Origin of the sequence: Sphingosinicella sp. (genome assembly GCF_041916975.1) — a bacterium.
Lineage (GTDB): Bacteria > Pseudomonadota > Alphaproteobacteria > Sphingomonadales > Sphingomonadaceae > Sphingosinicella.
Genome location: NZ_JAYRYK010000001.1, coordinates 1873107 through 1898651, shown reverse-complemented (window position 1 = coordinate 1898651; position 25545 = coordinate 1873107). Strand labels below are relative to the sequence as shown.

Genomic DNA, 25545 nt, shown 5'->3' with positions numbered 1-25545 from the left:
GCGGGGTTAGTGAATGACGACAGTCGAAGACACCACCGGTCATCCGATCACCGATGAAGGCGTGCGCCGCCGCGACTTCATCCATGTCGCAACCGGCGCCTTTGTGGGCGTTGGCGCTGCGGCGGCCGCCTGGCCGCTCGTGGACCAGATGAATCCGTCCGCCGACGTGCTGGCGCTCGCCTCGGTCGAGGTCGATCTCGCGCCGGTCGCGGTCGGGCAGGCGATCAAGCTCAACTGGCGCGGCAAGCCCGTGTTCGTGCGCAACCTGACGCCAGCGGAGATCGCCGAGGCGAACAAGGTGCCGGTTTCGGACCTACGCGACCCGCAGACGCTCGCCGAGCGCACCAAGGAAGGCAAGGCGAACTGGCTGATCACGCTCGGCGTCTGCACCCACCTCGGCTGCGTGCCGCTCGGCGCTGCCGAAGGCGAGAATCGCGGCGACTACGGCGGCTACTTCTGCCCCTGCCACGGTTCGCACTACGACACCGCGGCGCGTATCCGCAAAGGCCCGGCACCGAAGAACCTCGAAGTGCCCGAGTACGCCTTCACGTCCGACACGCGCGTTCAGATTGGATAACCGGCGATGAGCTTTCCCTGGGCAAACCACTATCAGCCGAAGCACCCGTTCATGCAGTGGCTGGATTCGCGCCTGCCGCTGCCGCGCCTCGTCTACAACAGCGTAGGTGCGGGCTATCCGGTGCCGCGCAACATCAACTACTGGTGGAACTTCGGCGTGCTTTCGGGCCTCGCGCTGCTGATCCAGATCGTCACGGGCATCGTGCTTGCGATGCACTTCGGCGCGAACACGCTCGTCGCCTTCGATTCGGTCGAGCACATCATGCGCGACGTGAACTACGGCTGGCTGCTGCGCTACGCGCACGCCAACGGGGCGAGCTTCTTCTTCATCGTGGTCTACATCCACATTTTCCGCGGGCTCTACTACGGCAGCTACAAGGCGCCGCGCGAGCTCGTGTGGATGCTCGGCGTCGTCATCCTGCTCCTCATGATGGCCACGGGTTTCATGGGCTACGTGCTGCCGTGGGGCCAGATGAGCTTCTGGGGCGCCACCGTGATCACCAACCTGTTCTCGGCCATCCCCGTGGTCGGCGACAGCATCGTGACGCTGCTGCTCGGCGGCTTTGCGGTCGATAACGCCGCGCTCAACCGCTTCTTCAGCCTGCACTACCTGCTGCCGTTCGTGATTGCGGGCGTCGTGATCCTGAAGATATGGTCGCTGCACATCCCGGGTTCGAACAACCCGGCCGGCATCGACGTGAAGGGCCCGGCGGACACGCTGCCGTTCCACCCGTATTTCACGGTGAAGGACCTGTTCGGCGCGGGCGTCTACCTGATCCTCTTCTCGGTGTTCGTGTTTTTCCTGCCGAACTTCCTCGGCCACCCGGACAACTACATTCCGGCGAACCCGATCTCGACCCCGGCGCACATTGTTCCCGAATGGTACTTCTGGCCGTTCTACGCGATCCTGCGCGCCTTCACGGTGGACTTCATCCTGCCGGCGAAGCTGTGGGGCGTGCTCGCGATGTTCGCGGCGATCCTGCTGCTGTTCTTCCTGCCGTGGCTCGATGGCTCGAACGTGAAGTCGAACCGCTACAAGCCGGTCTCGAAGCAGCTGTTCTGGGTGCTGATGCTCGATCTCGCCATCCTCGGCTGGGTCGGCGGCGCGCCGGCCGAAGAGCCGTACGTGCGGATCAGCCAGATCGCGGCGATGTACTACTTCGCGCACTTCCTCATCATCCTGCCGATCGTCTCGCGCATCGAGCGGCCGCTCCCGCTGCCCAACTCGATCGCCGAAGCCGTGCTCGGCAAGTCTGAACCCGCGCCCGCCACGGCGGCGGCGCAGCCGGCCGAATAAGGGACACGACGTCATGGTTCGTCTTTTCGGAATCGCCATCGGCGCCGTTTTCTGCCTCGTCCTGCTGATTGCGGCGCTTGCGCCCCGTGAAGCAACGGAGGTCGACCCGACGCTTGCGTTCCACGAGCACCCCAAGCAGGTGCATTGGTCGTGGGACGGCCCGATCGGGCTCGGCGTGTTCGGCGGCTACGACCGCGTTCAGCTGCAGCGCGGCTTTCAGGTCTACAAGGAGGTCTGCTCGGCCTGCCACAGCCTGAACCGCATCGCGTTCCGCAACCTCGGCGAAATCGGCTTCTCCGAGGCCGAGGTGAAGGCGATCGCCAAGAACTGGACGCACGAAGTGCCGACGATCAACCCGGATACGGGCGAAGCGTCGACGCGCACGGCGATCCCGTCGGACAAGATCCCGCTCGTTTACGCGAACGAGATCGCTGCGCGCGCCGCGAACAACAACGCGCTGCCGCCCGACCTCTCGCTGATCACCAAGGCGCGTCACGACGGTTCGAACTACGTCTACTCGCTGATCAGCGGCTTCCAGGACGTGCCCGCCAACTACCCGGCGGACCGCCGCCCCGAGGCGCCGCTCCACTACAACCCCTACTTCCACAGCCTCGCGATCGCGATGGCACCGCCGCTCAGCGCGGGCCAGGTGACCTACGCGGAAGGCCAGCCGGAAGCGACCGTCGACCAGATGTCGCAGGACGTCGCGGCGTTCCTTACCTGGGCGGCCGAGCCGAAGCTCGAAGCGCGCAAGCGCGCGGGCGTGGGCGTGATCGCCTTCCTGCTGATCCTGACGACGCTGGCCTACCTCAGCTATCGCAGGGTCTGGGCGGGCATCAAGCACTAGGCCCGGCACCGGGCGATGGGGGGCAAGCTCGGCATCATCGGCGGCAGCGGGCTCTATGCCTTGGGCTCGCTCACCGATGTCGCGTGGCGCGCCGTCGATACGCCTTTCGGCGCGCCATCCGATGAACTGCTGTTCGGGCGGCTTGGGCAGGCGGACCTCGTCTTCCTGCCCCGCCACGGCCGCGGCCACCGGCTGACGCCGTCAGAAGTTCCCTACCGCGCGAACATCGCCGCGTTGAAGGCGGCGGGCTGCACGCATGTGCTGTCGCTCTCGGCCTGCGGATCCTTCAAGGAAGCGCTCAGCCCCGGTACGTTCGTGCTCGTCGATCAGTTCGTCGATCGTACGCGCGGGCGCGCGAAATCATTCTTCGGCGATGGCATCGTCGCGCATGTGAGCCTTGCCGATCCCGTCTGCGGCCCGCTCGGCGCGCGCGTCGCGGCGGCGGCGAAGGCGCTCGGCATCCCGTTCGTTTCGGGCGGCACGTACCTTGCGATGGAAGGTCCGCAATTCTCCACACGCGCCGAATCGCGCGCCTACGTGGCGGCGGGCTTCGACGTGATCGGCATGACCAACATGCCCGAGGCCGCGCTCGCCCGCGAGGCGGAGCTTTGCTACGCGAGCGTCGCGATGGTGACGGACTACGACAGCTGGCGTCCGGCAGAAGAGGGCGCGAACGTCGCCGACATTCTTGAGGTGATGCACGGCAACAGCGCAAACGCCCGCGCGCTTGTCGCGGCGGTCGCAGCGGCATGGGCGCCATCGGCGTGCCCGCAGGGCTGCGACCATGCGCTCGACCATGCCATCATCACCGATCCGGCGCTCTGGCGGCCGCCGGTGGTGGAGAGGCTGCGCGGCGTGGCGGGCCGGGTCCTCAAATGAGCGAGCGCAATGTAGACCTTCGCGCGCTCGTCCGCACGATTCCCGATCACCCGAAGCCGGGGATTCTGTTCCGCGACATCACCACGCTGCTGCTCGATCCGGCGGGCTTCGCAGCCACGATCGACCGGATGGCAGACGCGGTGGCGGGGCCGTTCGATCTCATCGCCGGCATCGAGGCGCGCGGGTTCGTGTTCGCCGCCGCGCTCGCACACCGGCTGAACGCGGGCGTGCTGCTCATCCGCAAGCGCAACAAGCTCCCCGGCGCCGTGATCGGCGTCAACTACGCGCTCGAATACGGCGAGGACCGGGTGGAGATGCACGCGGATGCCTGCGCGCCCGGCGCGCGTGTCCTTCTGGTTGACGATCTCATCGCTACGGGCGGCACGGCCATTGCCGGCGCCGAACTCATCCGCCGCGCAGGCGGTGTCGTCGCCCAAGCGGCGTTCGTGATCGACCTGCCCGACCTTGGTGGCGCAGACCGGCTACGCGCTGCGGGCGTGGAGCCGCTTACGCTGATGGCGTTCGAAGGCCACTGACCGTCAGGCTGGACGGCGCTTCAGCAGTCCGATCGATTTCATGGTCATCACCGGCTCGCCCGACTGGTTGAACACGGTGATGTCGTTGTGCACCGTTCCGATGTCGGGTTTGCTGCGCGAGGGGCGGATTTCGGTGATGACCGTTTCCACGCGCAGCGTGTCGCCGGGATAGACCGGCTTCAGCCAGCGGATCTGGTCGATACCCGGCGAGCCGAGCGACGCCTGGCCACCGACGGTTAGGTTTTCCACCATCATACGCATCGTCATCGCGCACGTGTGCCAGCCGCTGGCAGAGAGGCGCCCGAAATAGGTTGCCGCTGCCGCTTCGTCGTCGAGATGGAAAGGCTGAGGATCATATTTCGAGGCGAAGTTGATAACCTCCTCGCGCGTCACAGCATAGCTTCCGAAAGCCGCGTGATCGCCAACGTTCATGTCTTCAAGATATTTCACGACAACCGTCATAACGCGCACGTCCTTCCGACAAATTCACATTTGGAGGGGTCAATTCGCGGTCCCCAGCACGGGGGCCAGCGTTTCGGCGCGCCCATCGGTGTCCGCAATGGGTGCGATGCCGATGAGGCGGGCGAGCAATGGGTAGACATCGATGTTGTCGAAGACCGGGAGCGTCGTACCGGGCGCAATCGCGGGGCCGGCCGCGATGAAGAGCGCCGCCATGTCGGGCGCCGCGGGATCGTAGCCGTGCATACCCTTCAGGATATGTTCGCGGTCGCGTGCCTGGATCGCCCAGCCGTTCGCCGCAAGGCACAGGAATTCGGGGACGCGCGGGTTCTTGCCGTAGGCGAAGTGCGCGGGAAGCGTGCCTTTGCGCCAGCACTGCATATGGCCGTGCGGCGCGAGCAGCGTCGCGGCCACAGCGCCGTCCTTGCCGGGCAGGGCATTGACGCCGGAGAGCGGCCCTTCGGTGACGATGGTGCCGACATCCGGGGCAATCATGCGGTCGATGCGGATGACGCGCTCGTCAGCCGTGGCGCCCATGCCGTGATCGGAGACGAGGATGATGTTCGCGGGCTGGCCGAGCGCCTTCAACCCGGCGACGAGATCACCGACGTGGCGGTCGACTTCAGCGAATGCGGCGGTGGTTTCGGGCGCGTCGGGGCCGAGCTCATGGCCGGCCGTGTCCACCGTGTCGAAATAGAGCGTGACGAAGCGCGGGCGGATCGCGGCGGGGCGGCGCATCCAGTCGAGCACGGTGTTGATGCGCTGCGTGCCGCTCACCGCCTTGTCGTAGCGCAGCCAGTCCTGCGGGCGGGTGCCGTGGATGGCGACTTCCGAGCCCGGCCAGAACATCGTGCCGGTGCGGACGCCTGCCTTCTCGGCCGTCACCCAGATCGGCTCAGCCTCGTCCCACCAGAACGGATCGAGCGACTGGCGTGGATCGCCGAGCGTGAAGCGCACGTCGGGACGGCGCGCGTCGACCATCGTGTTGTCGACAATGCCGTGGCGGTCGGGGCGAAGCCCGGTGACGAGGCTGTGGTGGTTCGGGAAGGTGAGCGAGGGAAACGACGGGCGCATCGACGCCTTCACGCCGGAGGCGGCGAGCGCGTTGATGTTGGGCGAGACGCCCCGGTCCAGATAGTCGGGCCGCAGCCCGTCGATCGAGATGAGGATCGTGACCGGCGCGCGCGCTTCCACCGCAACCGCTGCGGCGGGGCGCTGCGTGCCCGCGCAGGCGGACAGGATGAGGACGGAGAAGGCGGCAAGCAGGGCGCGGAGGCGATTGTGCATCATGCTCATCTCCCTGCGTGATCCCCGTGACCGGCGGATGACTAGACGTTGAAGCGGAAGTGGAGGACGTCGCCGTCCTTCACCAAATACTCCTTGCCTTCGAGGCGAAGCTTGCCCGCTTCCTTCGCGCCGTGCTCGCCGCCGAGGCTGGTGAAATCATCGTAGGCGATGGTTTCGGCGCGGATGAAGCCCTTTTCGAAATCGGTATGGATGACACCAGCGGCATTCGGGGCGGTGGCGCCCTTTTCGACCGTCCACGCGCGGGCTTCCTTGGGGCCGACGGTGAAGAAGGTGATGAGGTGCAGGAGGTCGTAGCCGGCGCGGATGACGCGGGCGAGGCCGGTTTCCGTGAGCCCGAGGTCAGAGAGGAAATCGGGGCGGTCGGCCGGGTCCATCTGGCTGATCTCGGCCTCGATGGCGGCGGAAATAACGACGCTCGCCGCGCCTTCCGCCTTCGCCTTCGCGGCGACCTTCTCGGAAAGCGCGTTGCCGGTCGCGGCTTCGTCTTCGCCGACGTTGCAGACGTAGAGCACGGGCTTGGCGGTGAGGAGCTGCGCCTGCGCGAGCACGCGGGCTTCCTCTTCGTCCTTCGCTTCGACCATGCGCGCGGGCTTGCCCTCTTTCAGCACCTCGAGCGCGCGGCCGAGCACGGCACCCGCGATCTTCGCCTCCTTGTCGCCGCCCTGGCCCTTCTTGACGAGCGCGGGCACGCGCCGCTCGAGGCTCTCGATGTCGGAGAGCATCAGTTCGGTCTCGACGGTTTCGGCGTCCGCGATCGGATCGACGCGGCCATCGACGTGCGTGATGTCCCCATTCTCGAAGCAGCGCAGCACGTGGACGATGGCGTCCACCTCGCGGATGTTGCCGAGGAACTGGTTGCCGAGGCCTTCGCCCTTCGAGGCGCCGCGCACGAGGCCGGCAATGTCCACGAAGGCGAGCTGCGTTTCGATGATCTTCTGCGAGCCGGCGATCTCGGCGAGCTTGTAGAGCCGGGGATCGGGGACGGGCACCTGCCCGACGTTGGGCTCGATCGTGCAGAACGGGAAGTTCGCCGCGGCGGCGGCCGCCGTTTCGGTGAGCGCATTGAAAAGCGTCGACTTGCCGACATTGGGCAGGCCCACGATACCGCACTTGAAACCCATCAGATCAGGCCTTTCCGTTCGTTTGCAGGGCGAGCGCCACGTCGCTCATGAAGCGCGCATCGTCGCCCGCCGCCAGCCACCTCGCCTCGCGCGCGATGGCGCCGAGGAGGTCAGCGAGCGGCTCTATTTCCGTCTTCGCGTAGTTGCCGAGCACATGGCCCGTCACCCGCGCCTTCTCGCCCGGGTGGCCGATGCCGATGCGGACGCGGCGAAAATCCTCGCCGATATGCGCGGCGATGGAGCGGATGCCGTTGTGGCCCGCCGCGCCGCCGCCCGTCTTCACCTTCACCTTCATGGGCGCGAGGTCGAGTTCGTCGTAGAACACCGTCACGTCGCCGGTCGACAGCTTGTAGAAGCGTATCGCCTCGCCGACGCTGCGGCCGCTGTCGTTCATGAAGGTCTGCGGTTTCAAGATCAGCACGCGCTCGGTGCCGATGCGGCCATCCGCGATCAATCCCTTGAACTTCTTCGTCCAGGGGCCGAAGCGATGGACATCGGCGATGGTGTCGGCAGCCATGAAGCCGACGTTGTGCCGGTGAAGCGCATACTCGCTCCCCGGATTGCCGAGGCCGACGAACAGCTGCATCGCGCGTAGAAACGCCCGGCGCGAAGGCCGGGCGTCCTAGAGTCAGGCGGCGCCTTCGGCGGCGGCCGCTTCGCTGTCCTCGGTCGAGCGCAGCGCCGACGGGGCAACGATGGTCGCAACCGTGAAGTCACGGTCGTCGATCACAGGCTTCGCGCCGGCCGGCAGCTTGAAAGCCGAGATGTGGATCGATTCGCCCACATCGAGGCCCTTCAGCGAGGCAACGAGATCGTCGGGGATCGCGTCGGCCGGGCAGATCAGCTCGACCTCGTGGCGGACGATGTTGAGCACCGCGCCGCGCTTGATGCCGGGCGACTCTTCTTCATCGGTGAAGCGCACCGGAACCGCGACCGTGACGCGCGCATTCTTGGACAGGCGCAGGAAGTCGACGTGGATCGGACGGTCGGTGACGGGGTGGAACTGCACGTCGCGGGGCAGCGTGCGTTCGGCCTTGCCGCCGATCTCGATCTCGACCACCGAGTTCAGGAAATGGCCCGTCTGCAGCATCTTGACGAGGGCTTTCGCCTCGACATGGACCTGCACCGGTTCCTTCTTGTCGCCGTAAATCACGGCGGGTACGCGGCCTTCGCGACGGATTGCACGGGAGGCTCCCTTGCCTGCCCGGTCGCGCGCTTCAGCCGCGAGCTTCAGCGCTTCACTCATCTGTATCTCTCCATTTTCTCAATCCCCGCGGCCGCCTCCAGGGATGACCAGCCGCTCGGGAAGCGGTGCCCCTACACGCCGAAGCGCGGAAATGCAAGGGATTCGGGGTTAGTTCAGCCGTTCGACCTTCAGGCCCTTGGCCTCCAGCATCGACTGCACGCTGTCCTTCCCTGCAAGGTGCCCCGTGCCGACGGCCATGAACACGATGCCGGGCGTGGTTTCGAGGCGCTTTTCGATCCAGTTCGCCCAATTGAGATTGCGGTCGGTGAGCAGGCGCTTGGCGAGGCCGGGCGAATCGCGCGTGTCGTCCTCCAGCAGCTCGGCGACGGCATCGACATCGCCTGCCTGCCAGCTTTTCACCGCGCTTTTGATGACGGCGTCGATGTCCGTGATGTCGTCGAGCGAGTTGACGAGGAGCGTGCGCTGCTCGGCCTCGGGCAGCGTATCGAAGAAGCCGAGCTGCTCGGTCATCGTCTCCAGCCCTTCGATCCGCTTGCGCTGCGCGGCGGCGCGCGTGGAGAGCTGATATTCGACGCCGCCCTCGATGCCGTAGCCGAGCTTCTGGATGCGTGCGGTGGAGAGCGACATGGTGGCGAGCCAGGTTTCCATCGCATCGAGCGCGGGCCCCGGAACGCCGGCGTGCGTGATCGCGGCGGCAAGCTCGGCGCGATCGTCCGCGGGCACGCGCTCGGCGAGCGGCGGCAGGCCGGGCGTGTAGCCCATCTTGAGGATGATCGGCGTCGTCACCTTCGCGTCGTTGGTACCGAGCACTTCGAGCACGAGCGTGTCGGAGGCGTCGAACGCCTTCGCGATCGGCGGCATCAGCCACTGCGTGCCCTCGGGCAGCATGTGGATCGTGCCGAACAGGTAGATCGTCGTGTCGGCGTCCTTCACCGCCCACAGCGCCGGGCCCTTGCCCGATGCGGCAGAGACCGCGGCGCCGGTGGCGGGCGCTGCCGCTTTTTCCTTCGCGGTGCCCGGTGCTTCGCCCGTGCACGCGACCAGCATCGCCGCCGCCGCGAGCGCTCCCAATATGCGACCCATCATGTCTTTCCCGTCCGGTTCTCGTGGCTCTGCCGTAGGACAAGCCGTCTGTCGGAGGGATTAACGCGTGTCGGCCGCCTTGTAACGGTCCTTGAGCAGGCGCTTGTAAAGCTTGCCGGTGTCGTGCCGCGGCAGTTCCACCTCGAAATCGATCGAGCGCGGGCATTTGACATGGCTGAGCTGGGCGCGGGCGAAGGCGATGAGCTCGGCTTCCAGCGCCGGGCCGGCGTCCGCCCAGTCGCGCGGTTGCACGACGGCCTTCACCTCCTCGCCCATCTCCTCGTGGGGGATGCCGAACACCGCGACGTCCGACACCTTTGGGTGCATGACGAGCACGTTTTCGGCTTCCTGCGGATAGACGTTCACGCCGCCGGTGATGATCATGTAGGCGGCGCGGTCGGTGAGGAAGAGATAGCCGTCCTCATCGAGGTAGCCGATGTCGCCGAACGTGGCGCCGTGCTCCGGGTGCTGGGCGCCTTTCGTCTTTTCGGGGTCGTTGTGATAGGCGAACTCGCCGCCGCCCGCGAAATAGATGCGGCCCTCGCGGCCGGGCGGCAATGCATTGTCCTCCTCGTCGAGGATGCGGATTTCGCCGACGAGCGAGCGGCCGACCGTGCCGGGCTTTTTCAGCCATTCCTGCGGGCTCACCGCGCAGAAGCCGGTGCCTTCGGTGGAGGCGTAATATTCGTAGATCGTCTCGCCCCACCAGTCGATCATGCGGCGCTTCACCTCGACCGGGCAGGGCGCGGCGGCATGGATCGCCACCTTGAGGCTCGAAAGATCGTGGCGCGCGCGGATGTCGTCGGGCAGCTTCAGCATCCGCACGAACATCGTCGGGACCACCTGCGTGTGCGTGATGCGGTATTGCTCGACGAGCGCGAGATAGCGCTCCGGGTCGAATTTCTTCATCACGACGAGCGTTCCGCCCGCGCGGTGCACCGACATCGAATAGCGCAGCGGCGCCGCATGATAGAGCGGCGCTGGCGACAGATAGATCATGTCGGCGTCGAAGCCGTAGAGCATCTTCGTCAGCATGAAGAGCGGGCTGGGTTCGTCGAGCGGGCCTTCGGGAAGCGGTCCGATCACGCCCTTGGGGCGGCCGGTGGTGCCCGACGAATAGAGCATGTCGCGGCCCTGCGATTCGTCGGCGATGCGCGTGTCCGGCATCGCGGCGATGGCCGCACCGAAATCCTCGAAACCCGGAATCGCGCCGCCCACGGCAAAGCGCGGGCCGGGCACTTCGAGCCCCGCTGCAACGTCGGCGAGGCCGGGGCTCGCGAACAGCATCTTCGCACCGGAATCGGTGAGGATATACTGGGCCTCATCCAGCCCGAGCTTGGTCGACATCGCCGTGAACACGATGCCGGACCGCTGCGCGCCCCAGCAGATCGGGATGAACTCCAGGCTGTTTTCCATCATCAGTGCGACCACGTCGCCGCGCTTCAGATCGTGCGCGCGGATGAGCTGCGCGACGCGGTTGGATAGAGCTTCAAGTCCCCCGTAGGTGAGCGTTTCGGCTGTCTCGGCGATGATGATCGCGGTCTTGTCGGGGGTCTTTTCGGCAAAAACATGTGGATGCATGGTGATTTTAGTCCTCCCGCTGCCAACGCTATCAAAAGCTGTTGCACAAAGACACGCTGGCGGCTTCGTCAGGTAGGCGGGCAGGGGCCGGACCATTGACGGCGGCGGGGCTTGGCCCTATCCGCCACATAGCGTTTCGAAGCGCCAGGGAGGCGGTATCGTGCGGCGTTCCGGTGGCCCGAGTGGGGTGGGCTTCTGGTCATGCGCGGTGCCGTTGGCAGTATCTGAAAGGGCCCCATGAGCACGTTCCGCGTCACCTCGTCGTTTATCGCCAGCGTTTCCCTGATCGCGCTTGCCGCCGGGCCGGCCGCCGCGGCGGATTTGACCGTTACGGGCACACGCAATACGGCGATCACCACATCGAACGCGAACAGCGGCCCCGGCAACGTCATCGTCGACGGTACCGTCGATGTTTCGAGCGGCACGGCGATCACGGTCGATTCCAGCAATAGCGTGACGGTGAACGCCTCGCGCACGGTGAAGACGACGACGCAGTCGAACGGCACCGGCGTCGCTGTGGTGACGCCCGGGGGCGGGCTTTCGGGAACGATCACCAACAATGGCACGATCCAGGTGACGGGCACCGGCGCGAGCGACGCGGTCGGCACCAACAACGTCGGCCTGCTGATCGGCGGCACTGGCACGTTCACCGGCAACGTGGTGAGCGGCGCAGCCAGCTCGATCACGGTAGGCGGCACGGACTCCTACGGCGTTTCCGTGACCTCGCGGCTCAACGGCAATCTCGGCGTGAACGGCGTTTCGGTGACGGGCGCGCGCTCCACCGCTGTTTCCATGTCCGGCGAGGTTACCGGCAACGTGAAGGTGACGGGCGGGGTTTCTTCGACCGGCGCGGACGGCGCTGCGCTCGCGGTTACTGGCGCGGTCGGCGGCGGCATCGCGAACGCGGGCACCATCGCCACCGGCGTGTCGCAGACGACGAGTTCGGACGGAACTGTCGTTCCCGCCGTGGCGGGCAAGGCGAGCGTGCTCATCTCGGGCACGGTCGGCGGCGGCTTCGTCAACGACCGCTACTATGTGGATGCCGACGGCAACCGCGTCGCACCGGCGGATGTCGATACCACCAAGCACACGCTCGTTGCGGGCACCGTGGCGGCGCTCGGCGGCGCGCCGGCGATCCTCGTGTCGCCCGGCGCCACCGGCACGGCGAACACCGTCGTCGGCAATGTCGGCACGGGCGCGGACGCCTACGGCATCGTCAACCGCTCGGTGGTCACGGTGAGCGGCAGCACCGCGGGCCGCGAGACCGACGCGATTCGTGTGGTGGGCGGCAACGGCTTCACGGCGAGCGTCGGCGGCGGCATCAACAACCAGTCGAGCGGCAGCATCAGCGCCTCCGCGATCGATGCGTCGGCAAGCGGCATCCGCGTCGGCGACGGCGGCATCGCCCCCGATATCGTGAACGGCGGCCGCATCACCGTGCGCGGCAACCGCACCGCGAACAGCGACGGCACCTTCGGCGTGGGCGGCAACGCATACGGCATCCGCGTCGCTTCGGGCGCGGCGGTGAATTCGGTGACGAACAGCGGCACGATCCAGGTAATCGCGAACGGCAACAACCGGACCGCCTACGGCATCTATTCGGCCGGGAACGTTTCCACGATCACCAACAGCGGCACGATCGATGCGACAGGCTTCAGCGGCGAGAACGTCGCCGCTTACGCGATCGATACCTCGGCGAGCGCCACGGCCGTCACGCTGAACAACTCGGGCACGATCGACGGCGCGGTGCGCCTCGGGGCGGGCAGCGACACGATGAACGTCACGGGCGGGACGATCACCGGCGCCATCAGCTTCGGCGGCGGCACCAACGCGCTCAACATCAGCGGCGGCACGATTTCCGGCGGCCTGTCCGCGACCGGCGGCACGCTTGCGCTCGGCATGACCGGCGGCACGCTCGACCTTACGGGGCAGGACAGCCTTGCGCTCCAGAGCCTGAACGCGTCCGGCGCCTCGAAGATCATCCTCGACGTCGGCACGGATTTCACCGGCATCGACGTTGCGGGCGCGGCGAGCTTCACGGGCACGAGCACGATCCAGCTCAACATCACCGATCTTCTGGCGGGCGAGCGGACGATCAATGTTGTCAGTGCCGGCGGCGGCCTCACCACCGACCACCCGGGCACGATTCTCACCGCCGACAGCGTGCCCTATATCTACGCCGTCGACGACGTGACCGTGGACGCGGACTCGATCAGCATCGATCTGCGGCGCAAGGGCGGCAGCGAGCTGGGCCTCAGCAGCGAATACAGCAAGATCTACGAAGCTTCGATCGGCGCGCTTGCCGAGGAGCAGGCGCTGACGAGCGCGGTGAATGCGCTTCGCGACGAAGCCTCGGTGCAGGCCGCCGTGCGCCAGATGACGCCGACGACGTTCGGCAGCGCCGCGGCGCGCGTGCTGATCGCCAATCAGGACGCCGGTTTCGGCGTGCTCGGCCACCGGATGCAGACGATCCGCCAGTCGTTCCACGGCGGCGGCATCGACGCGGTGGAGCGCGCCCGCTTCGGCGTGTGGATCCAGCAGACCGGCAACTTCTTCAGCAAGAAGGAGCGGGACAACGATCCGGCCTTCGACGGCAACTCCTACGGCCTCACCGTTGGCGGCGACCTTCTCATGGGCGAAAAGGCGGCGGTCGGCGTTGGTCTCAGCTACATTTCGAGCGAGATCGATCCGGACGGGCTTGCGGACAGCCCGCTCGTCGTGAAGAACCTGCAGGGCGACATCTACACGACGATCCGGTTCGGGCGCGTGTTCGTGGATGCGACCGCGGGCTACGCGATGAACAACTATCGCAGCCGCCGCGTCATTACGTTCGGCGGGCTGGACCGTGAAGCAGAGGCGAAGTTCGACGGCTCGCAGCTTTCGGGCAACCTCACCGTCGGCTACGAGATGCCGCTCGGCAAGCGGCTGCGGGTCACGCCCAGCAACAACATCAATTTCCTGAAGGTGAAGCAGGACGGCTACACCGAGGATGGCGCCGACGCGCTCAACCTCGATATCGACAGCGTGTCATTCGATCTCGTGCGCGGCACATCGAAGCTGGCACTCGGCTACGGCATCCCGCTCGGCGACGGCGAGCTGTGGCTGGAGATGCGCGGCGCCTACATCTACCGCCTCGCAGGCGATCAGGTGATCGGCACGAAGGGCCAGTTCGTGGCGACGGGCGCGGCCTTCTACCTCGAATCGAAGTCCTCGCTCGACAGCGGCTGGCGCGCGGGCGCGAGCGCGAACTACATCGGCGGGCGCACGGCGCTTGGCGTGAACTACGACCGCGAAGGCGGCTCGGGCTACGCCAACGATGCGCTGACCATGTCATTGGCGATGCACTTCTAGGGAAAGGTGCCGCCGTTTCGCCCAGACCGGGCTGCAAACGGCGGCTTTCTCCGCTTGCCTTGGCTCACGTACCCTTAGGTACGCTGCGCGCCGGTTCTCGGGAACACTTTTGTCATATCAACACCCCGATTTAGTCGCGGGTGCCACGAAGGATTCGTGCGGCGGCGCCCCTCGCTGTTAGCAACCCGGGGCCAGGAAACGTTGCCGCTTGGTCGCCGCCGGCTCAGCGTCCTCAACCAGGTCGCCCAAGGTGGCTCCAACGCATTCTTCACGAGCTACGGATGGAATGAATTGACAAAATTTCTAAACTAGACATTTTTGTTTTTCGCGCACGGCGAGGCGGGGAGGCAAAAATGATGGATCGGGACCGATACCCCTATTTCGTGACCTGCTACCTGGCGCTGATCTACATGTTCAACTTCATGGATCGGCAATTGGTGTCGATCCTGCAGGAGCCGATCCGTGCCGAAATGGATCTCTCGGACGCCCAGCTTGGCCTGGTGTCCGGCCTCGGCTTCGCACTCTTCTACACGATATGCGGATTGCCCGTCGCGCGGCTCTGCGACCGCTATCGGCGTGTATCAATCATGGCGGCAGCCTGCGCGATCTGGAGCCTTTTCACCGTCGCTTGCGGTTATGCCCAGTCCTTCGTCCAACTCGCGCTGGCGAGAATGATGGTGGGGGTAGGGGAAGCGGGCGGAGCGCCGCCGTCCTACAGTCTGCTTGCCGATTATTTTCCGCCCGAGCGCCGTGCGGGGGCGTTCGGGCTCTTTTCGCTCGGGGTTCCGCTTGGGGCAGCTGCAGGCACTGCGCTCGGCGGCTGGATTGCCGCGCATTACGGTTGGCGGACTGCGTTTATCGTGATCGGTGCGCCGGGTGTGCTTCTTGCGCTCATCCTGCTGCTTGTCGTTCGCGAGCCGGTGCGCGGCGGAAACGACCCCGCCCGGCCACCCTGGGACGATACGCCGATGCCGACGATCGGGCGCGCGATGCTTGCCTTTTTCGCCGACCCGACCCTGAGATTGACAGCGCTTGCCGGAGGCATGTCCTCCTTCGTGGGATATGCCATGCTCAACTGGAATCCCTCGCTTCTCGCCCGGGTGAAGGGCATGAGCCTGACCGAGATCGCAACCTACTACAGCTTGGTTCTGGGCATTGCCGGGGTCATCGGCATTTTCGGTGCAGGATGGCTGGTCGATCGCCTCGCGGTGCGGGATGTGCGCTGGTATGCATGGGTGCCCGCGCTTGCCTTCGCACTTTCGATTCCGGGGCATGTCGGTCTGATCCTGGTCGAATCATGGCCGCTCGCTCTTGTGTGCGTGGCCATGCCGGCGCTGCTTCACAAGACCTATCTCGCGCCTGCGCTGGCGATCGTGCAAAATCGCTCACCGGCGGAAGGGCGAACCCTCGCCGGGGCAACTCTGCTTTTCGTCGTCAATATTCTCGGCCTCGGCGGCGGCCCCTTGTTCATGGGGTGGGTCAGCGATCTCACGCGGCCCATGCTCGGTGAACGGTCGTTGCTTGCCGCCTATGTCGCACTCATTCCGATGATCGTCATCACGATCTGTCTCCATCTGGCAGTCGCGCGCGCGCTGGTCCGGGAAGGGGGACGGCGGAACACCGGACCCCTTACCGTGGGAGGCACCGCATGAAGGACGCCAAGTTGGGTCTTGGGCTCGCAACGCTCTTCGTCGCGGGATCGATGATGGGTTCAGGCGTGTATCTGCTTCCGGCGAGTCTTGGCGCCGTAGGGTCATCAAGCCTGCTGGCATGGTTCACAGCCATCGCGGTGGCACTGCTTTTCGCCTCGGTTTTCGCGCGGCTCGCGTCGGACGGCCGCGGGGCGGATTTCATCAGCCGGATCGGCGAGGCGTTCGGGTCGCGGACGGCATTCGTCGCCGCCGCGTTTTACTGGCTACAAGGCGTGCTCGGCAACATCGCGCTCGCGGTCGCGACGACGGGTTATCTTTCGGCCATCTTTCCGGCGATCACAGGCAAGGTCACGACCGTCGTGACGCTCGGCATATTGTGGAGCTTCTCCTTGCTTGCTCTTTTCGGGCCGCGGCTCGTGGCACGGCTGGAGGGCTGGACGCTGGCACTGGGGTTGATCCCCGTGTTGATCGCGGCGACGGTCGGCTGGTTCTGGTTCGATCCGGCCGTTTTTCGGGATTCGTGGAATGTAACCGGCACGTCGCTGTCTGCGGCGTTGCCGCCGACGGTGGTCACTATCCTCTGGGCGTTTCTCGGTCTGGAAAGCGCCGGGCTGGCGGCGGCGATGGTTCACAATCCAGCCGTCACGGTGCCCCGGGCGACCATTCTCGGCGTTCTCGGCGCCGCAGTCGTCTATCTGTCGGCCTGCACGATGATTACGGGCATATTGCCTGCGTCTGTGCTCGCAGGTTCTGATGCGCCGTTCGCCGACGCCGCAAATCGGCTGTTCGGTGCCGGGCTTGGCGCTTTCGTAGCCCTCTGCGCCGCGCTTCGAGCCTGCGGCACGCTCGGCGGCTGGATCCTTCTCACCGCTGAATCGGGCCGGCTTGCGGTGATGGTCCGGCGGCCGGGCACAGCACGCGAACACGGTCCGTCTCCGGCGAACATCCTGGCAAACGGCGCGCTTCTGACTGTCATCGCGCTCCTGATCGCGGATGCGTCTCTCGCCAGGCAATTCACGGTGGTCATCAATGCGGCGGTGATAGTGATGTTGTGCGTTTATGCCATCGCTGCTGCGGCGCTTTTCCGACTGCGCCGGAGCGGCAATACGCAGGGGCCGGATGTCTCCGTCGCACTCGGCGCTGCCGGGGCGTCGGTGGCGATCACAATCATAGCGACTCAGCCTTTGGAAGTTCTTGTCGCGACGGCGGGCACGTTGGTGGCTGCGGTCATCGCCTGGCCGTTGCTTGCGCGCCGCCACGGATAAGGCGACATCAATACGCGGCCGTGGGTAAGTCGAACCTTCCCCTCACTGACTCTTCTAATCGTTGTTTTAAATGAACTTTCTTTTAGGCCGAGCCTTCCCTCCAATCTTGATATTGACAAATAGTCTAAATTAGAAAAATGTAAGAGTAAGCTTTGAAATTTAAATAAAAGTAACATTATACTTAATTAAGTAGAAATGTAACATTTGGTTGCAGGGAGGGCAAAAAATGACTCGGAATCGCCGTAGGCAGTTGGAAGCAGCGCTTGGGTTCGTGTCGCTGTTGGCGATGGTAGGAACGGCTTATGCGCAGGATACCGCCGGCGCCGAGGCCAACGGTCTCGAAGAGATTATCGTGACGGCGCAGAAGCGGAAGGAGAGCCTGCAGAGCGTTCCCTTCAGCATTCAAGCACTCGGAGAAGAAAAGCTCGAGCGCTTGAACGCCAAGGATTTCGTGGACGTTGCCCGGCAGCTGCCGAGCGTGTCGTTCCGCCACGTCGCGCCCGGCGTCGGCAACATCTTCATGCGCGGCATTTCGAGCGGACCCGATGGCGGCGCTTCCGGTTCGCTTCCAAGCGTGGGCGTCTATCTCGACGAGCAGCCCGTGACCACGATCCAGGGTACGCTAGACATCCACATGTACGACATAGCCCGCGTTGAAGCGCTCGCGGGTCCGCAGGGCACGCTTTACGGCGCGAGTTCCCAATCGGGAACACTGCGCATCATCACCAACAAGCCGGAACCGGGCGTGTTCTCCGGGCGCATCGATGTGAACGGCAACGCCATCTCTCACGGTGGGCTCGGCTATTCGTTCGGTGCCATGCTGAACGTTCCGCTCGCCGACAACATCACCTTGCGCACGGTCGCCTGGCGCCGCCATGATGCCGGCTATATCGACAATGTTCCCGCATCGCGCTTCTACCCGACGTCGGGCGTGACCCGCACAAACGCAACGGTCGCGGGGGACGATTTCAACGATGTCGATGTCACGGGCGCGCGTGCGGCGCTGCGCATCGATCTCGATGAAGACTGGACCGTCACGACGAGCCTGATGGGACAGCAGACCAATTCGCACGGCGTGCCTTATCAGGTGGCTGCGGACGGCGATCTCAACGTCAGCCGGTTTTTCGATGACAGGCGCAAGGATCGCTACTGGCAGGCCGCGCTTACGATCGAAGGCAAGATCGCGGATTTCGATATCACCTATGCGGGCGCCTATCTTGATCGGAAGCTGGAAAGTCATTTCGATTATTCGGATTATTCCTATTACTACGATCAACTCTACGGCCTGGGTTCGACGTGGGTTGACGATGGCGGCGTTCCGATCGATCCGTCGCAATACACGCACGCGCGGACCGGATTCAAAAAGACGAGCCATGAATTGCGTGTCTCTTCGCCGGCCGACAAGCCGCTTCGCGTCACGCTCGGCGGATTCTACCAGTTCCAGCAGGATAGTCTGCACAACGAATATCAGATCGCGGGCCTTGGCGAGGCCGTATCGGTTCGCAATTTTCCGGGCGTTGTCTGGCTGACCGATCAGCGCCGCCGCGATCGCGATCTCGCGCTGTTCGGCGAAGTGACCTACGATCTTCTGCCGAATCTTTCGATCACCGGCGGCGGTCGCCTCTTCAAGTCGAAACAGAGCCTGGTCGGCTGGTTCGGCATTCGCGCCTACGAAGCATTGTGTGTCGGCCCCACGCGGGTCGGGACCGGGCCATGCACCAACGTGGATGCAGACGCCAAGAACGAAGGCGCCATCGGCAAACTTAACGTGACCTGGAAGATCGATGCGGATCGCATGATCTATGCGACCTATTCGCGGGGTTTCCGCTCGGGCGGCATCAACCGCGATCCGCGCGTCGAACCTTATCAGCCGGACTATCTCGACAATTATGAATTCGGCTGGAAGACGAGCTGGGATGGCGGGCGGTTCCGCTTCAACGGCGCGCTGTTCAACAGCAATTGGGATGGATTCCAGATTGCGGTGCAGGGCGCAAACGGAAGCGGGCAGATTCGCAACGTTGGTCGCGGCCGTGTACGGGGTCTTGAATTCGATCTCGGGGCGGCACTTTCCGGAGGTCTTTCCATCTCGGCCGCCGGCTCGATCCTCGATCCCAAGCTCAGGGAGAATTATTGCGGTCGTATCGATGCCGACGGCGATCCGATTACCGATTGCGCGACACCGATCGCAGCGGCGGGAACGCGCCTTCCGTTCTCATCCCGCTACAAGGGAACCCTGTCGGTTCGCTATGACTGGACGATGGGCGACTCCGACCTGTTCGTCGAGGCGGCGGGCGCATATCAGGCTTCGATGTGGCCAAGCCTGCGCGCGCGCGATCGTATGGTCGTCGGACGGATCCCCGGCTTCACGACCGTCGATCTGAGTGCGGGGATCAGCCGAGGTGACTGGCGCGCTTCGTTCTACGTGCGCAATCTGTTCGATGAGCGCGGCGAGATGACGCGCCTTACCTCGTGCACGCCTTCGGTCTGCTCGAAAGTCTACGAGGTTCCGGTGCAGCCGCGTAACTTCGGTATCAAACTCGGGTGGAGTTTCTAAACTTCGGTTGCTGATTGTCCCGCAGGGATCGGTGCCAGCCTCGGAAAGAGGTTGGTGCCGGTCCTTTTTTATTTCCCCAGGGTAGCGGACGCGATGGCTATGGTGCAGCCTGCCGCCAAGTCACTCTATAATTTTGTGGTGAGGTGCTGCCAGGCGAGTTCGGCGATGGCGGCGTCCTGTACGCCGATCCCGGTCAGGTCCGCGATGGCGATGGACTCCGCGGAGAGCGCCAATGTGGAGCCGCGTGAAAGCGCTTCACCGATCTCGATGAGCCGCGTCGGATCCGAGATTCCCGCGCAATCTCCATAGGCCAGACACTGAGAGCGGGAATCGACGAGCAGGACGTCGGCCGCCTCGACGAGATCGAGCGACAACTCTCGCTTGCCCGTGGCATCCGCGCCGATCGCGACAATGCGTAATCCCGGTCGCAGTTGCTCCATGCCTATCAGCGGCGTGTTTGACGGTGTCGTGGTCACGATCACATCGTTTTGTGCGCAGAGCGTGTTTAATTCGCTTACGGCCTTCGCCTCGTGGCCTTCGCTGCGCAGCGACGCCGCGAGCGCCTCCGCACGCGCGGCATCGCGCGCCCAAATGCCGATCTCTGCACTGCCGAGGAGTCGTGAAACCCAACGAGCCTGCATCGCACCTTGCGTGCCGGCTCCGACGATACCGATCCGCCGCGCGCTCTCTGGTGCGATCAGGCGCGCCGCGATCGAACCCGCGATGGCGGTTCTCAAATCGGTGAGAAGCCCTTCGTCGAGAAGCGTGGCGACCGGTTCGCCGCTCTCCGCGTTGAAGACCAACATCAACCCGTTGCTTGAAGGCAGGCCGCGTTTCGGATTGTCGAAGAAGCTGCTCGCCATCTTGATGGTGAAATAGGGGTGGCCGATGATATGCGCGCCCTTGACGTGGAAATCGCCGGGCGGTCGGTCAAAACGCAAATGCCCTGACGGAAATGAGTGGACGCGGCCGTTCGAATGATCGCGAAACGCGTGTTCGATAGCCGACACGGCGTCGTCTTCATTGATTGCGGCGACGATGCTCGCCTTGTCAAACGACCTCACGCGGTTTTGTCGTCTTGCTTGAGTGCGGAAAGCTCGTTGTAGACCGTCGCGCGGCTCACCCCCAGAATGCGGGCGACATATGCCGGTGCACGGCGTGCTTCGAATGCCCCGATGGAATGCAATGCGCCGATGAGTTCCCGGCGGCTGGAGCGATCGATCGCGCCGACGAACGTATTGCGTTCGCTGCACCAGTCCGTCACGAACCGGTTTATGCGCTCGTGCCAGTCATGGACGAAGAGTGCGCGAACATTATCGTCGTCCTGTTGCGGTGCGGTGAGGAAACTGTCGAGTGCGCGTCTGACCTGATCGAAGCTCGAGACATCGACATTGATGCACAGCAGCCCGATTGCAGCTTCGCCGTCGCGAAGCACGATCGACAGGCATTTCATGCGCCGCCCATCCCAGTTCGTCTTTTCATACGGTCCGATGACACGCTGGTTCGGCGTGAACTGAAGATCGTCGAGCTGCGACGGGTCGCCCGGTGTGCGCCGTGATTGCGAATTCGCGATATAGGCGATTGCTTCGGTCCCGAGGTCGTGGACAACAACCTCGACATAAGGTGCGAAGAGCAGCGCAATGCCGTCCGCGATCGCGAAACTCGGCTCCAGGGCCGGGGTCCAGGGATCAGCATCGGTGAGATCTCGCATGATTTCCAGCTCCGATTCTGGAGAGATTGACAATTAATCTAAATTAGAAATAGCATGAAGTGACAGGAAGGGCAATGTCTTAGTGCCGCAAGATGGGGAGCAGCCGCGATGAGAGTTGCAGGCGGGGAATCGGCAATCACGAACGTCGCCGCGAGGTCGATGTTTGCGGATCTGGCCACCGCATCCGAACGCGCCGCTGAGGGCCTGCGGATGGTCACACCGCCTTCGCCTCTTATCGAAAGTGCAGGGCTTTCCAGGCGGTTCGATTGCCGCATCCTGCTCAAATGCGAACATCTGCTGCCCACCGGATCGTTCAAATTGCGCGGCGCCTATGCCAGGATTTCGGCGCTCAGCGCGGATCAGGCGGGGGCAGGCGTGGTGGCGGCGTCCTCGGGAAATCACGGCCTGGGGGTCGCGCAGGCTGCGCGGTTGCGGGGAATCGCAGCAACCGTTCATGCGCCCGCCGGCGCGTCGCGCGCCAAGCTTGATGCCATTGAACGGCTGGGCGCTGCGCTTGTGCTTCACGATGGCGATTGTCTCGTCGCGGAGAGCGCGGCGCGCGCGGCCGCCGCGAAGGCGGGGGGCTGTTATATATCTCCATATAACGACCTCACAGTCATCGCGGGCCAGGGGGGCGCTGCGGTCGAAATGCTCGAACAGTGCGGGACGATCGACGCCGTGGTCGCGTCTGTGGGTGGCGGCGGGCTTCTGTGCGGGATCGGCGCGGTCCTTGCGACCCGCAGCCCTGAAACCGAACTTGTCGGCGCCTGGTCGGATCATTCGACTCCATTGCTGCGCGCTCTGGAAGCCGGGCGGATCATTTCCGTTGCCGAGAAACCGACGCTTGCGGATGCGACTGCGGGCGCGCTTGAGCCTGATACCGTAACCCTGCCGCTTGCCATGGAATTGGCGCCGACAACAGTGGAGGTGGCCGAAGCGCGGATCGGGGCGGCCATGCGGCTGCTTGCCGAGGAAGAGCGCTGGATCGTCGAAGGCGCGGCGGCGCTTGCGCTTGCGGCGCTCGAACCGCTTGCGCCCCGCCTGCGCGGCAAGACCGTCGCGATCGTCCTGTGCGGCCGGAACATCCTGCTGAACCGCTTTCTCGAGGCGGTGGCCTGATTTTCACGTTCTTCGGAGAGATTGAAATGTCCCCAAGTGCCGCCCGGCATCGTCTGCTGACCATCATGTTCGCGTTGACGGCTGCAATGGTAAGCGCTGCGTTTCCGGCAGCAGCCGGGTCCAGCCCGACCCCTGCCGCTGTGATCGCGCGCGCCGGCGCATTTGGTGTCGAGGGGGTCGAGGCGCGACGTCTGGGAGAAGCGGGCCTGCTCGTCACAGGCAAACTCGATGGTCGTCCGTTCTCGATCGCCGTTCCCGGCGATTGGAACGGCGATGCGGTTGTCTATGCGCACGGCTACACGCTGCCCGGCACGCCCACGGCGGTTGCCGAGAATCCATCCGCACCCGATGCGCCGATGGTTCTTCAGGCAGCGTTCGGCGAAGGATATGCGGCTGCGCACAGCGCCTACGACAAGGCAGGAATGGGGGTTGAAAGCGGCGCTGCGGCGAGCCTTCGCCTGCGCGATCTTCTTGTGCAGATCGGTGCCAGGCATATCTTTGCCGCAGGCTTTTCGATGGGCGGCAACATCGTGATGACGGTGATCGAACAGCACCCCGATGCGTTCGACGGCGCGTTTTCCGGATGCGGCGTCACCGACGGATGGGAAACGCAGATGGGGCCGATTTTCGACATGCGCGCGGCCTATAATGTGCTGACTTCCGGCACGCCTTACGCACTGCCTGGAATCCAGGACGTGACGGCATCTGCATTGCCGATGTCGCCGCCTGCCGATTTTCAGGGCACCGCCGATCAGTTCGTGCAACAGCAGTCGGCGCGCATCGCCATGCCGATTCTGGCGCTTTGGTCGGCGGCCGTCAAAGCGCCGCAAGGGCCGGAAGCGCGCATCGTGCGACAGCTCGTGGCAATCGCAGGTTTTCCGGAGGATGTCGCCTCGCTGCTCTATCCGCTGGTCATCATCTCGCTCGGGACGGATGATATGCGCGCGACGTTCGGCGGGCAATTCTACGGCAATCGGGAGAAAGCCTATCGCCCGGTCGAGATGAACGACGCGGAGGCGGCCGCGTTCAATGCCGCGGTTCAGCGGTTCGATGGCGACATCGATGCGCTTGCGCGTGCCCGGCGCTTTCATCAGGTAAGCGGCACCTTCCGCAAGCCTCTGGTGGCAGTGCACAATCGGCTCGATCCGCTCGTCGCTTATGCGCAGGCAGAGGCCTTGACGCGCCACGCGCGCGAGAGCGGCACAGAAAAGCTTCTGCTTCAGTATGCTTTGCCCGATGTGCGCGAACCGCTTCGATTCGGTGTCGAAGGGCTCGCGCATTGCGGTTTCACGAAGCCGCAGATGGCTGAGGCGCTTGGATTGCTCCGTAGCTGGGTCATCGGCGGGCAGCGCCCGCCCGCGCCGGAGGCACGCTGATGCGGCACGCGTTCGTCGCACCACGCGTGCTGGCCTGCCTCGCGGTCGCCATGCTCGGCATGTCTCCGGCATATGCGCGTGTCGCGGCGGATACGCCGGAAAGCGAAGCCCGCTGCGCGGCGCTCGAAGGTATGTCGCTTACCGAAGGCAAGGTCATCGCGGCGGGCATTCCGGCGGCCGGAACGACTTTCGACAGTGGATTGCCGCTGTTTCCGGGCGCCGAACGACTGCCGTTTCCAACCCCTCTCTGCCGTGTGGAGCTTTCCCTTTCGGCGGGTCCGGGCTCCGGCGTCCACGCGGAGCTGTGGCTCCCGACGGAAGGGCGATGGAACGGCAAGCTCGTTGAGGCGGGTAACGGCGGCTTCGGCGGGTCGCTTGCCGATCCCATGGTGACGATGCGCCATGCCGTGCTGCGCGGTTATGCGGCGGCAGGGAACGACATGGGTCACCATGCAGAAGATACGGGATGGTTTCAGCGGAAGGAGGCCTTGATTGACTACGCCTGGCGTGCCGACCGTCTGACATCGCTTGCTGCCCGCAAGATCATCGCCGCCTTTTATGGTGAAGCTGCGCGCCTGCACTATTTCGAAGGCTGTTCGAGCGGAGGGCGTCAGGCGCTGATGGCTGCGACACGGTTCCCGCGCGACTATGACGGGATCGTCGCGGGCGCGCCTGCGGCCTCTTATTCGCGCATGATGGCTGCAGGCGCGTGGATGCAGAGCCTTCTCGCCGATCCCGCGACGCGGCCTACGCCCGATGATCTGAAACTGGTCGGCGATGCAGCGCTGGCACAATGCGATTCCGCGGACGGTCTCACCGATGGATTGATCGGCGATCCACGGGCCTGCCGCTTTGATCCGTCCAAACTGATATGCGCGCCCGGGCAGGATAAAGCCTGCCTGACCCCGAACAAAGCGGCCTTCTTCAAGACCGTCTATAACGGCGTTCGCGATGCACAGGGGCGCACGGTTGTGCCGGGAATGCTTGTCGGCGCCGAAGCCATGCGCGGCGGCTGGCATCATTGGATCGCGAAGGCGGACGCGCGCCACGCAACATTTGCGCGCGGGACGATCGGCGCGATGATGCTGCAGGATCCGAGCTGGACGCCTGCGCGCTTTGATCTCCATCGGGACTTTCCGGCAATGCGCGAATGGTTCGCCGATTTCGACGCCGATAAAGACGACCTTTCGGCCTTCCGCGCGCACGGCGGCAAGATGGTCGTGTACCACGGCTGGGCCGACGCGGGGATCAATCCGTATTTCACACTCGACTGGTATGATCGCGTCGTAAAGACGATGGGCGCGGCACGCACCGAAGACACTGTGGCGTTGTTCATGGTGCCCGGGCTTTCACATTGCGCGGATGGCCCCGGCCCCGACAATTTTCAGATGCTGGACGCGCTCGACGGGTGGCGTAACGAAGGCATCGTGCCTGAAAGCACTCTCGGCGAATGGCACGAGGGTCCGCCGCTTGCCGCGATGCTCGATCTTCCGTCTGGACCGCGCAAGGCGGCGCGACCGATCTGTCGCTTCCCCCGACACGCGCGGTGGGACGGGGTCGGCGATGTCACGCGACCCGAGAGTTTTTCATGCCGTTGACGCAGTGAAAGAAGAGAAGGTGTGA

General features: G+C 64.7%; 21 protein-coding genes. 12 read left to right on the top strand and 9 right to left on the bottom strand.

What is annotated here, in order from left to right; genetic code table 11:
• Positions 1–13 precede the first annotated feature (13 nt).
• The 5 genes from petA to ACE3TJ_RS08880 are packed head-to-tail and all read left to right on the top strand — an operon-like array spanning position 14 to position 4135.
• Positions 14–577, top strand: coding sequence for a ubiquinol-cytochrome c reductase iron-sulfur subunit (petA, locus tag ACE3TJ_RS08900; protein ID WP_374595754.1), 564 nt, complete (start codon positions 14–16; stop codon positions 575–577).
• A 6-nt stretch (positions 578–583) separates the two neighbouring features.
• Positions 584–1873 (top strand): cytochrome bc complex cytochrome b subunit, encoded by a 1290-nt coding sequence (locus ACE3TJ_RS08895; RefSeq protein WP_374595753.1) that lies wholly within the window; start codon positions 584–586, stop codon positions 1871–1873.
• A 13-nt stretch (positions 1874–1886) separates the two neighbouring features.
• On the top strand, positions 1887–2720 hold the full coding sequence (locus ACE3TJ_RS08890; RefSeq protein WP_374595752.1) for a cytochrome c1: 834 nt from the start codon (positions 1887–1889) through the stop codon (positions 2718–2720).
• A gap of 15 nt (positions 2721–2735) precedes the next feature.
• Entirely contained in the window at positions 2736–3599 is an 864-nt protein-coding gene (locus ACE3TJ_RS08885) for an S-methyl-5'-thioadenosine phosphorylase (protein ID WP_374595751.1), read from the top strand.
• The gene (locus ACE3TJ_RS08880) at positions 3596–4135 is read left to right on the top strand and encodes an adenine phosphoribosyltransferase (protein ID WP_374595750.1); all 540 of its coding nucleotides are present in this window, start codon (positions 3596–3598) and stop codon (positions 4133–4135) included. The genes ACE3TJ_RS08885 and ACE3TJ_RS08880 overlap by 4 nt, the downstream gene beginning before the upstream one ends.
• A 3-nt stretch (positions 4136–4138) precedes the next feature.
• On the opposite strand, the gene ACE3TJ_RS08875 is transcribed toward ACE3TJ_RS08880, so the two are convergent.
• From ACE3TJ_RS08875 to ACE3TJ_RS08845, 7 genes are all read right to left on the bottom strand, one after another.
• A complete protein-coding gene (locus ACE3TJ_RS08875; protein WP_374599358.1) occupies positions 4139–4585 on the bottom strand; it encodes a MaoC family dehydratase in 447 nt (148 codons plus the stop codon).
• A 51-nt stretch (positions 4586–4636) separates the two neighbouring features.
• Positions 4637–5881 carry an ectonucleotide pyrophosphatase/phosphodiesterase gene (locus ACE3TJ_RS08870; RefSeq protein ID WP_374599356.1) on the bottom strand — a complete coding sequence of 415 codons (1245 nt, stop codon included), beginning with the start codon at positions 5879–5881 and terminating at the stop codon, positions 4637–4639.
• A 41-nt stretch (positions 5882–5922) separates the two neighbouring features.
• Complete coding sequence (gene ychF / locus ACE3TJ_RS08865) at positions 5923–7023, bottom strand: redox-regulated ATPase YchF (RefSeq protein ID WP_374595749.1); 1101 nt, start codon at positions 7021–7023, stop codon at positions 5923–5925.
• Between the two features lie 4 nt (positions 7024–7027).
• The gene (gene pth / locus ACE3TJ_RS08860; protein WP_374595748.1) at positions 7028–7609 is read right to left on the bottom strand and encodes an aminoacyl-tRNA hydrolase; all 582 of its coding nucleotides are present in this window, start codon (positions 7607–7609) and stop codon (positions 7028–7030) included.
• Positions 7610–7651: 42 nt separating this feature from the next.
• Positions 7652–8269: a 50S ribosomal protein L25/general stress protein Ctc gene (locus ACE3TJ_RS08855; RefSeq protein ID WP_374595747.1), complete on the bottom strand. Its 618-nt coding sequence runs from the start codon at positions 8267–8269 to the stop codon at positions 7652–7654.
• Between the two features lie 108 nt (positions 8270–8377).
• A complete protein-coding gene (locus ACE3TJ_RS08850; RefSeq protein WP_374595746.1) occupies positions 8378–9313 on the bottom strand; it encodes a TraB/GumN family protein in 936 nt (311 codons plus the stop codon).
• A 60-nt stretch (positions 9314–9373) separates the two neighbouring features.
• Positions 9374–10894 (bottom strand): AMP-binding protein, encoded by a 1521-nt coding sequence (locus tag ACE3TJ_RS08845; protein ID WP_374595745.1) that lies wholly within the window; start codon positions 10892–10894, stop codon positions 9374–9376.
• Between the two features lie 237 nt (positions 10895–11131).
• On the opposite strand from ACE3TJ_RS08845, the gene ACE3TJ_RS08840 reads away from it, so the two are divergent.
• The 4 genes from ACE3TJ_RS08840 (at position 11132) to ACE3TJ_RS08825 (ending at position 19716) form a co-directional block, all read left to right on the top strand.
• On the top strand, positions 11132–14245 hold the full coding sequence (locus ACE3TJ_RS08840; RefSeq protein ID WP_374595744.1) for an autotransporter domain-containing protein: 3114 nt from the start codon (positions 11132–11134) through the stop codon (positions 14243–14245).
• Between the two features lie 353 nt (positions 14246–14598).
• Positions 14599–15897, top strand: a complete 1299-nt coding sequence (locus ACE3TJ_RS08835; protein WP_374595743.1) for a spinster family MFS transporter — start codon at positions 14599–14601, stop codon at positions 15895–15897.
• Entirely contained in the window at positions 15894–17162 is a 1269-nt protein-coding gene (locus tag ACE3TJ_RS08830) for an amino acid permease (RefSeq protein ID WP_374595742.1), read from the top strand. The genes ACE3TJ_RS08835 and ACE3TJ_RS08830 overlap by 4 nt, the downstream gene beginning before the upstream one ends.
• A gap of 226 nt (positions 17163–17388) precedes the next feature.
• Positions 17389–19716, top strand: a complete 2328-nt coding sequence (locus tag ACE3TJ_RS08825) for a TonB-dependent receptor (RefSeq protein WP_374595741.1) — start codon at positions 17389–17391, stop codon at positions 19714–19716.
• Between the two features lie 125 nt (positions 19717–19841).
• On the opposite strand, the gene ACE3TJ_RS08820 is transcribed toward ACE3TJ_RS08825, so the two are convergent.
• Complete coding sequence (locus ACE3TJ_RS08820; protein WP_374595740.1) at positions 19842–20780, bottom strand: hypothetical protein; 939 nt, start codon at positions 20778–20780, stop codon at positions 19842–19844.
• Positions 20777–21427: a transcriptional regulator gene (locus ACE3TJ_RS08815; protein WP_374595739.1), complete on the bottom strand. Its 651-nt coding sequence runs from the start codon at positions 21425–21427 to the stop codon at positions 20777–20779. The genes ACE3TJ_RS08820 and ACE3TJ_RS08815 overlap by 4 nt, the downstream gene beginning before the upstream one ends.
• 159 nt (positions 21428–21586) lie before the next feature.
• Between ACE3TJ_RS08815 and ACE3TJ_RS08810 the strand changes: the two genes are divergently transcribed.
• Genes ACE3TJ_RS08810 through ACE3TJ_RS08800 form a run of 3 tightly spaced genes read left to right on the top strand, consistent with a single transcriptional unit; the run spans position 21587 to position 25520 of the window.
• Entirely contained in the window at positions 21587–22546 is a 960-nt protein-coding gene (locus ACE3TJ_RS08810; protein WP_374595738.1) for a threonine/serine dehydratase, read from the top strand.
• Between the two features lie 26 nt (positions 22547–22572).
• The gene (locus tag ACE3TJ_RS08805; protein ID WP_374595737.1) at positions 22573–23922 is read left to right on the top strand and encodes an alpha/beta hydrolase family protein; all 1350 of its coding nucleotides are present in this window, start codon (positions 22573–22575) and stop codon (positions 23920–23922) included.
• Entirely contained in the window at positions 23922–25520 is a 1599-nt protein-coding gene (locus ACE3TJ_RS08800) for a tannase/feruloyl esterase family alpha/beta hydrolase (protein WP_374595736.1), read from the top strand. Before ACE3TJ_RS08805 ends, ACE3TJ_RS08800 begins: the two co-directional genes overlap by 1 nt.
• Positions 25521–25545: the final 25 nt, after the last annotated feature.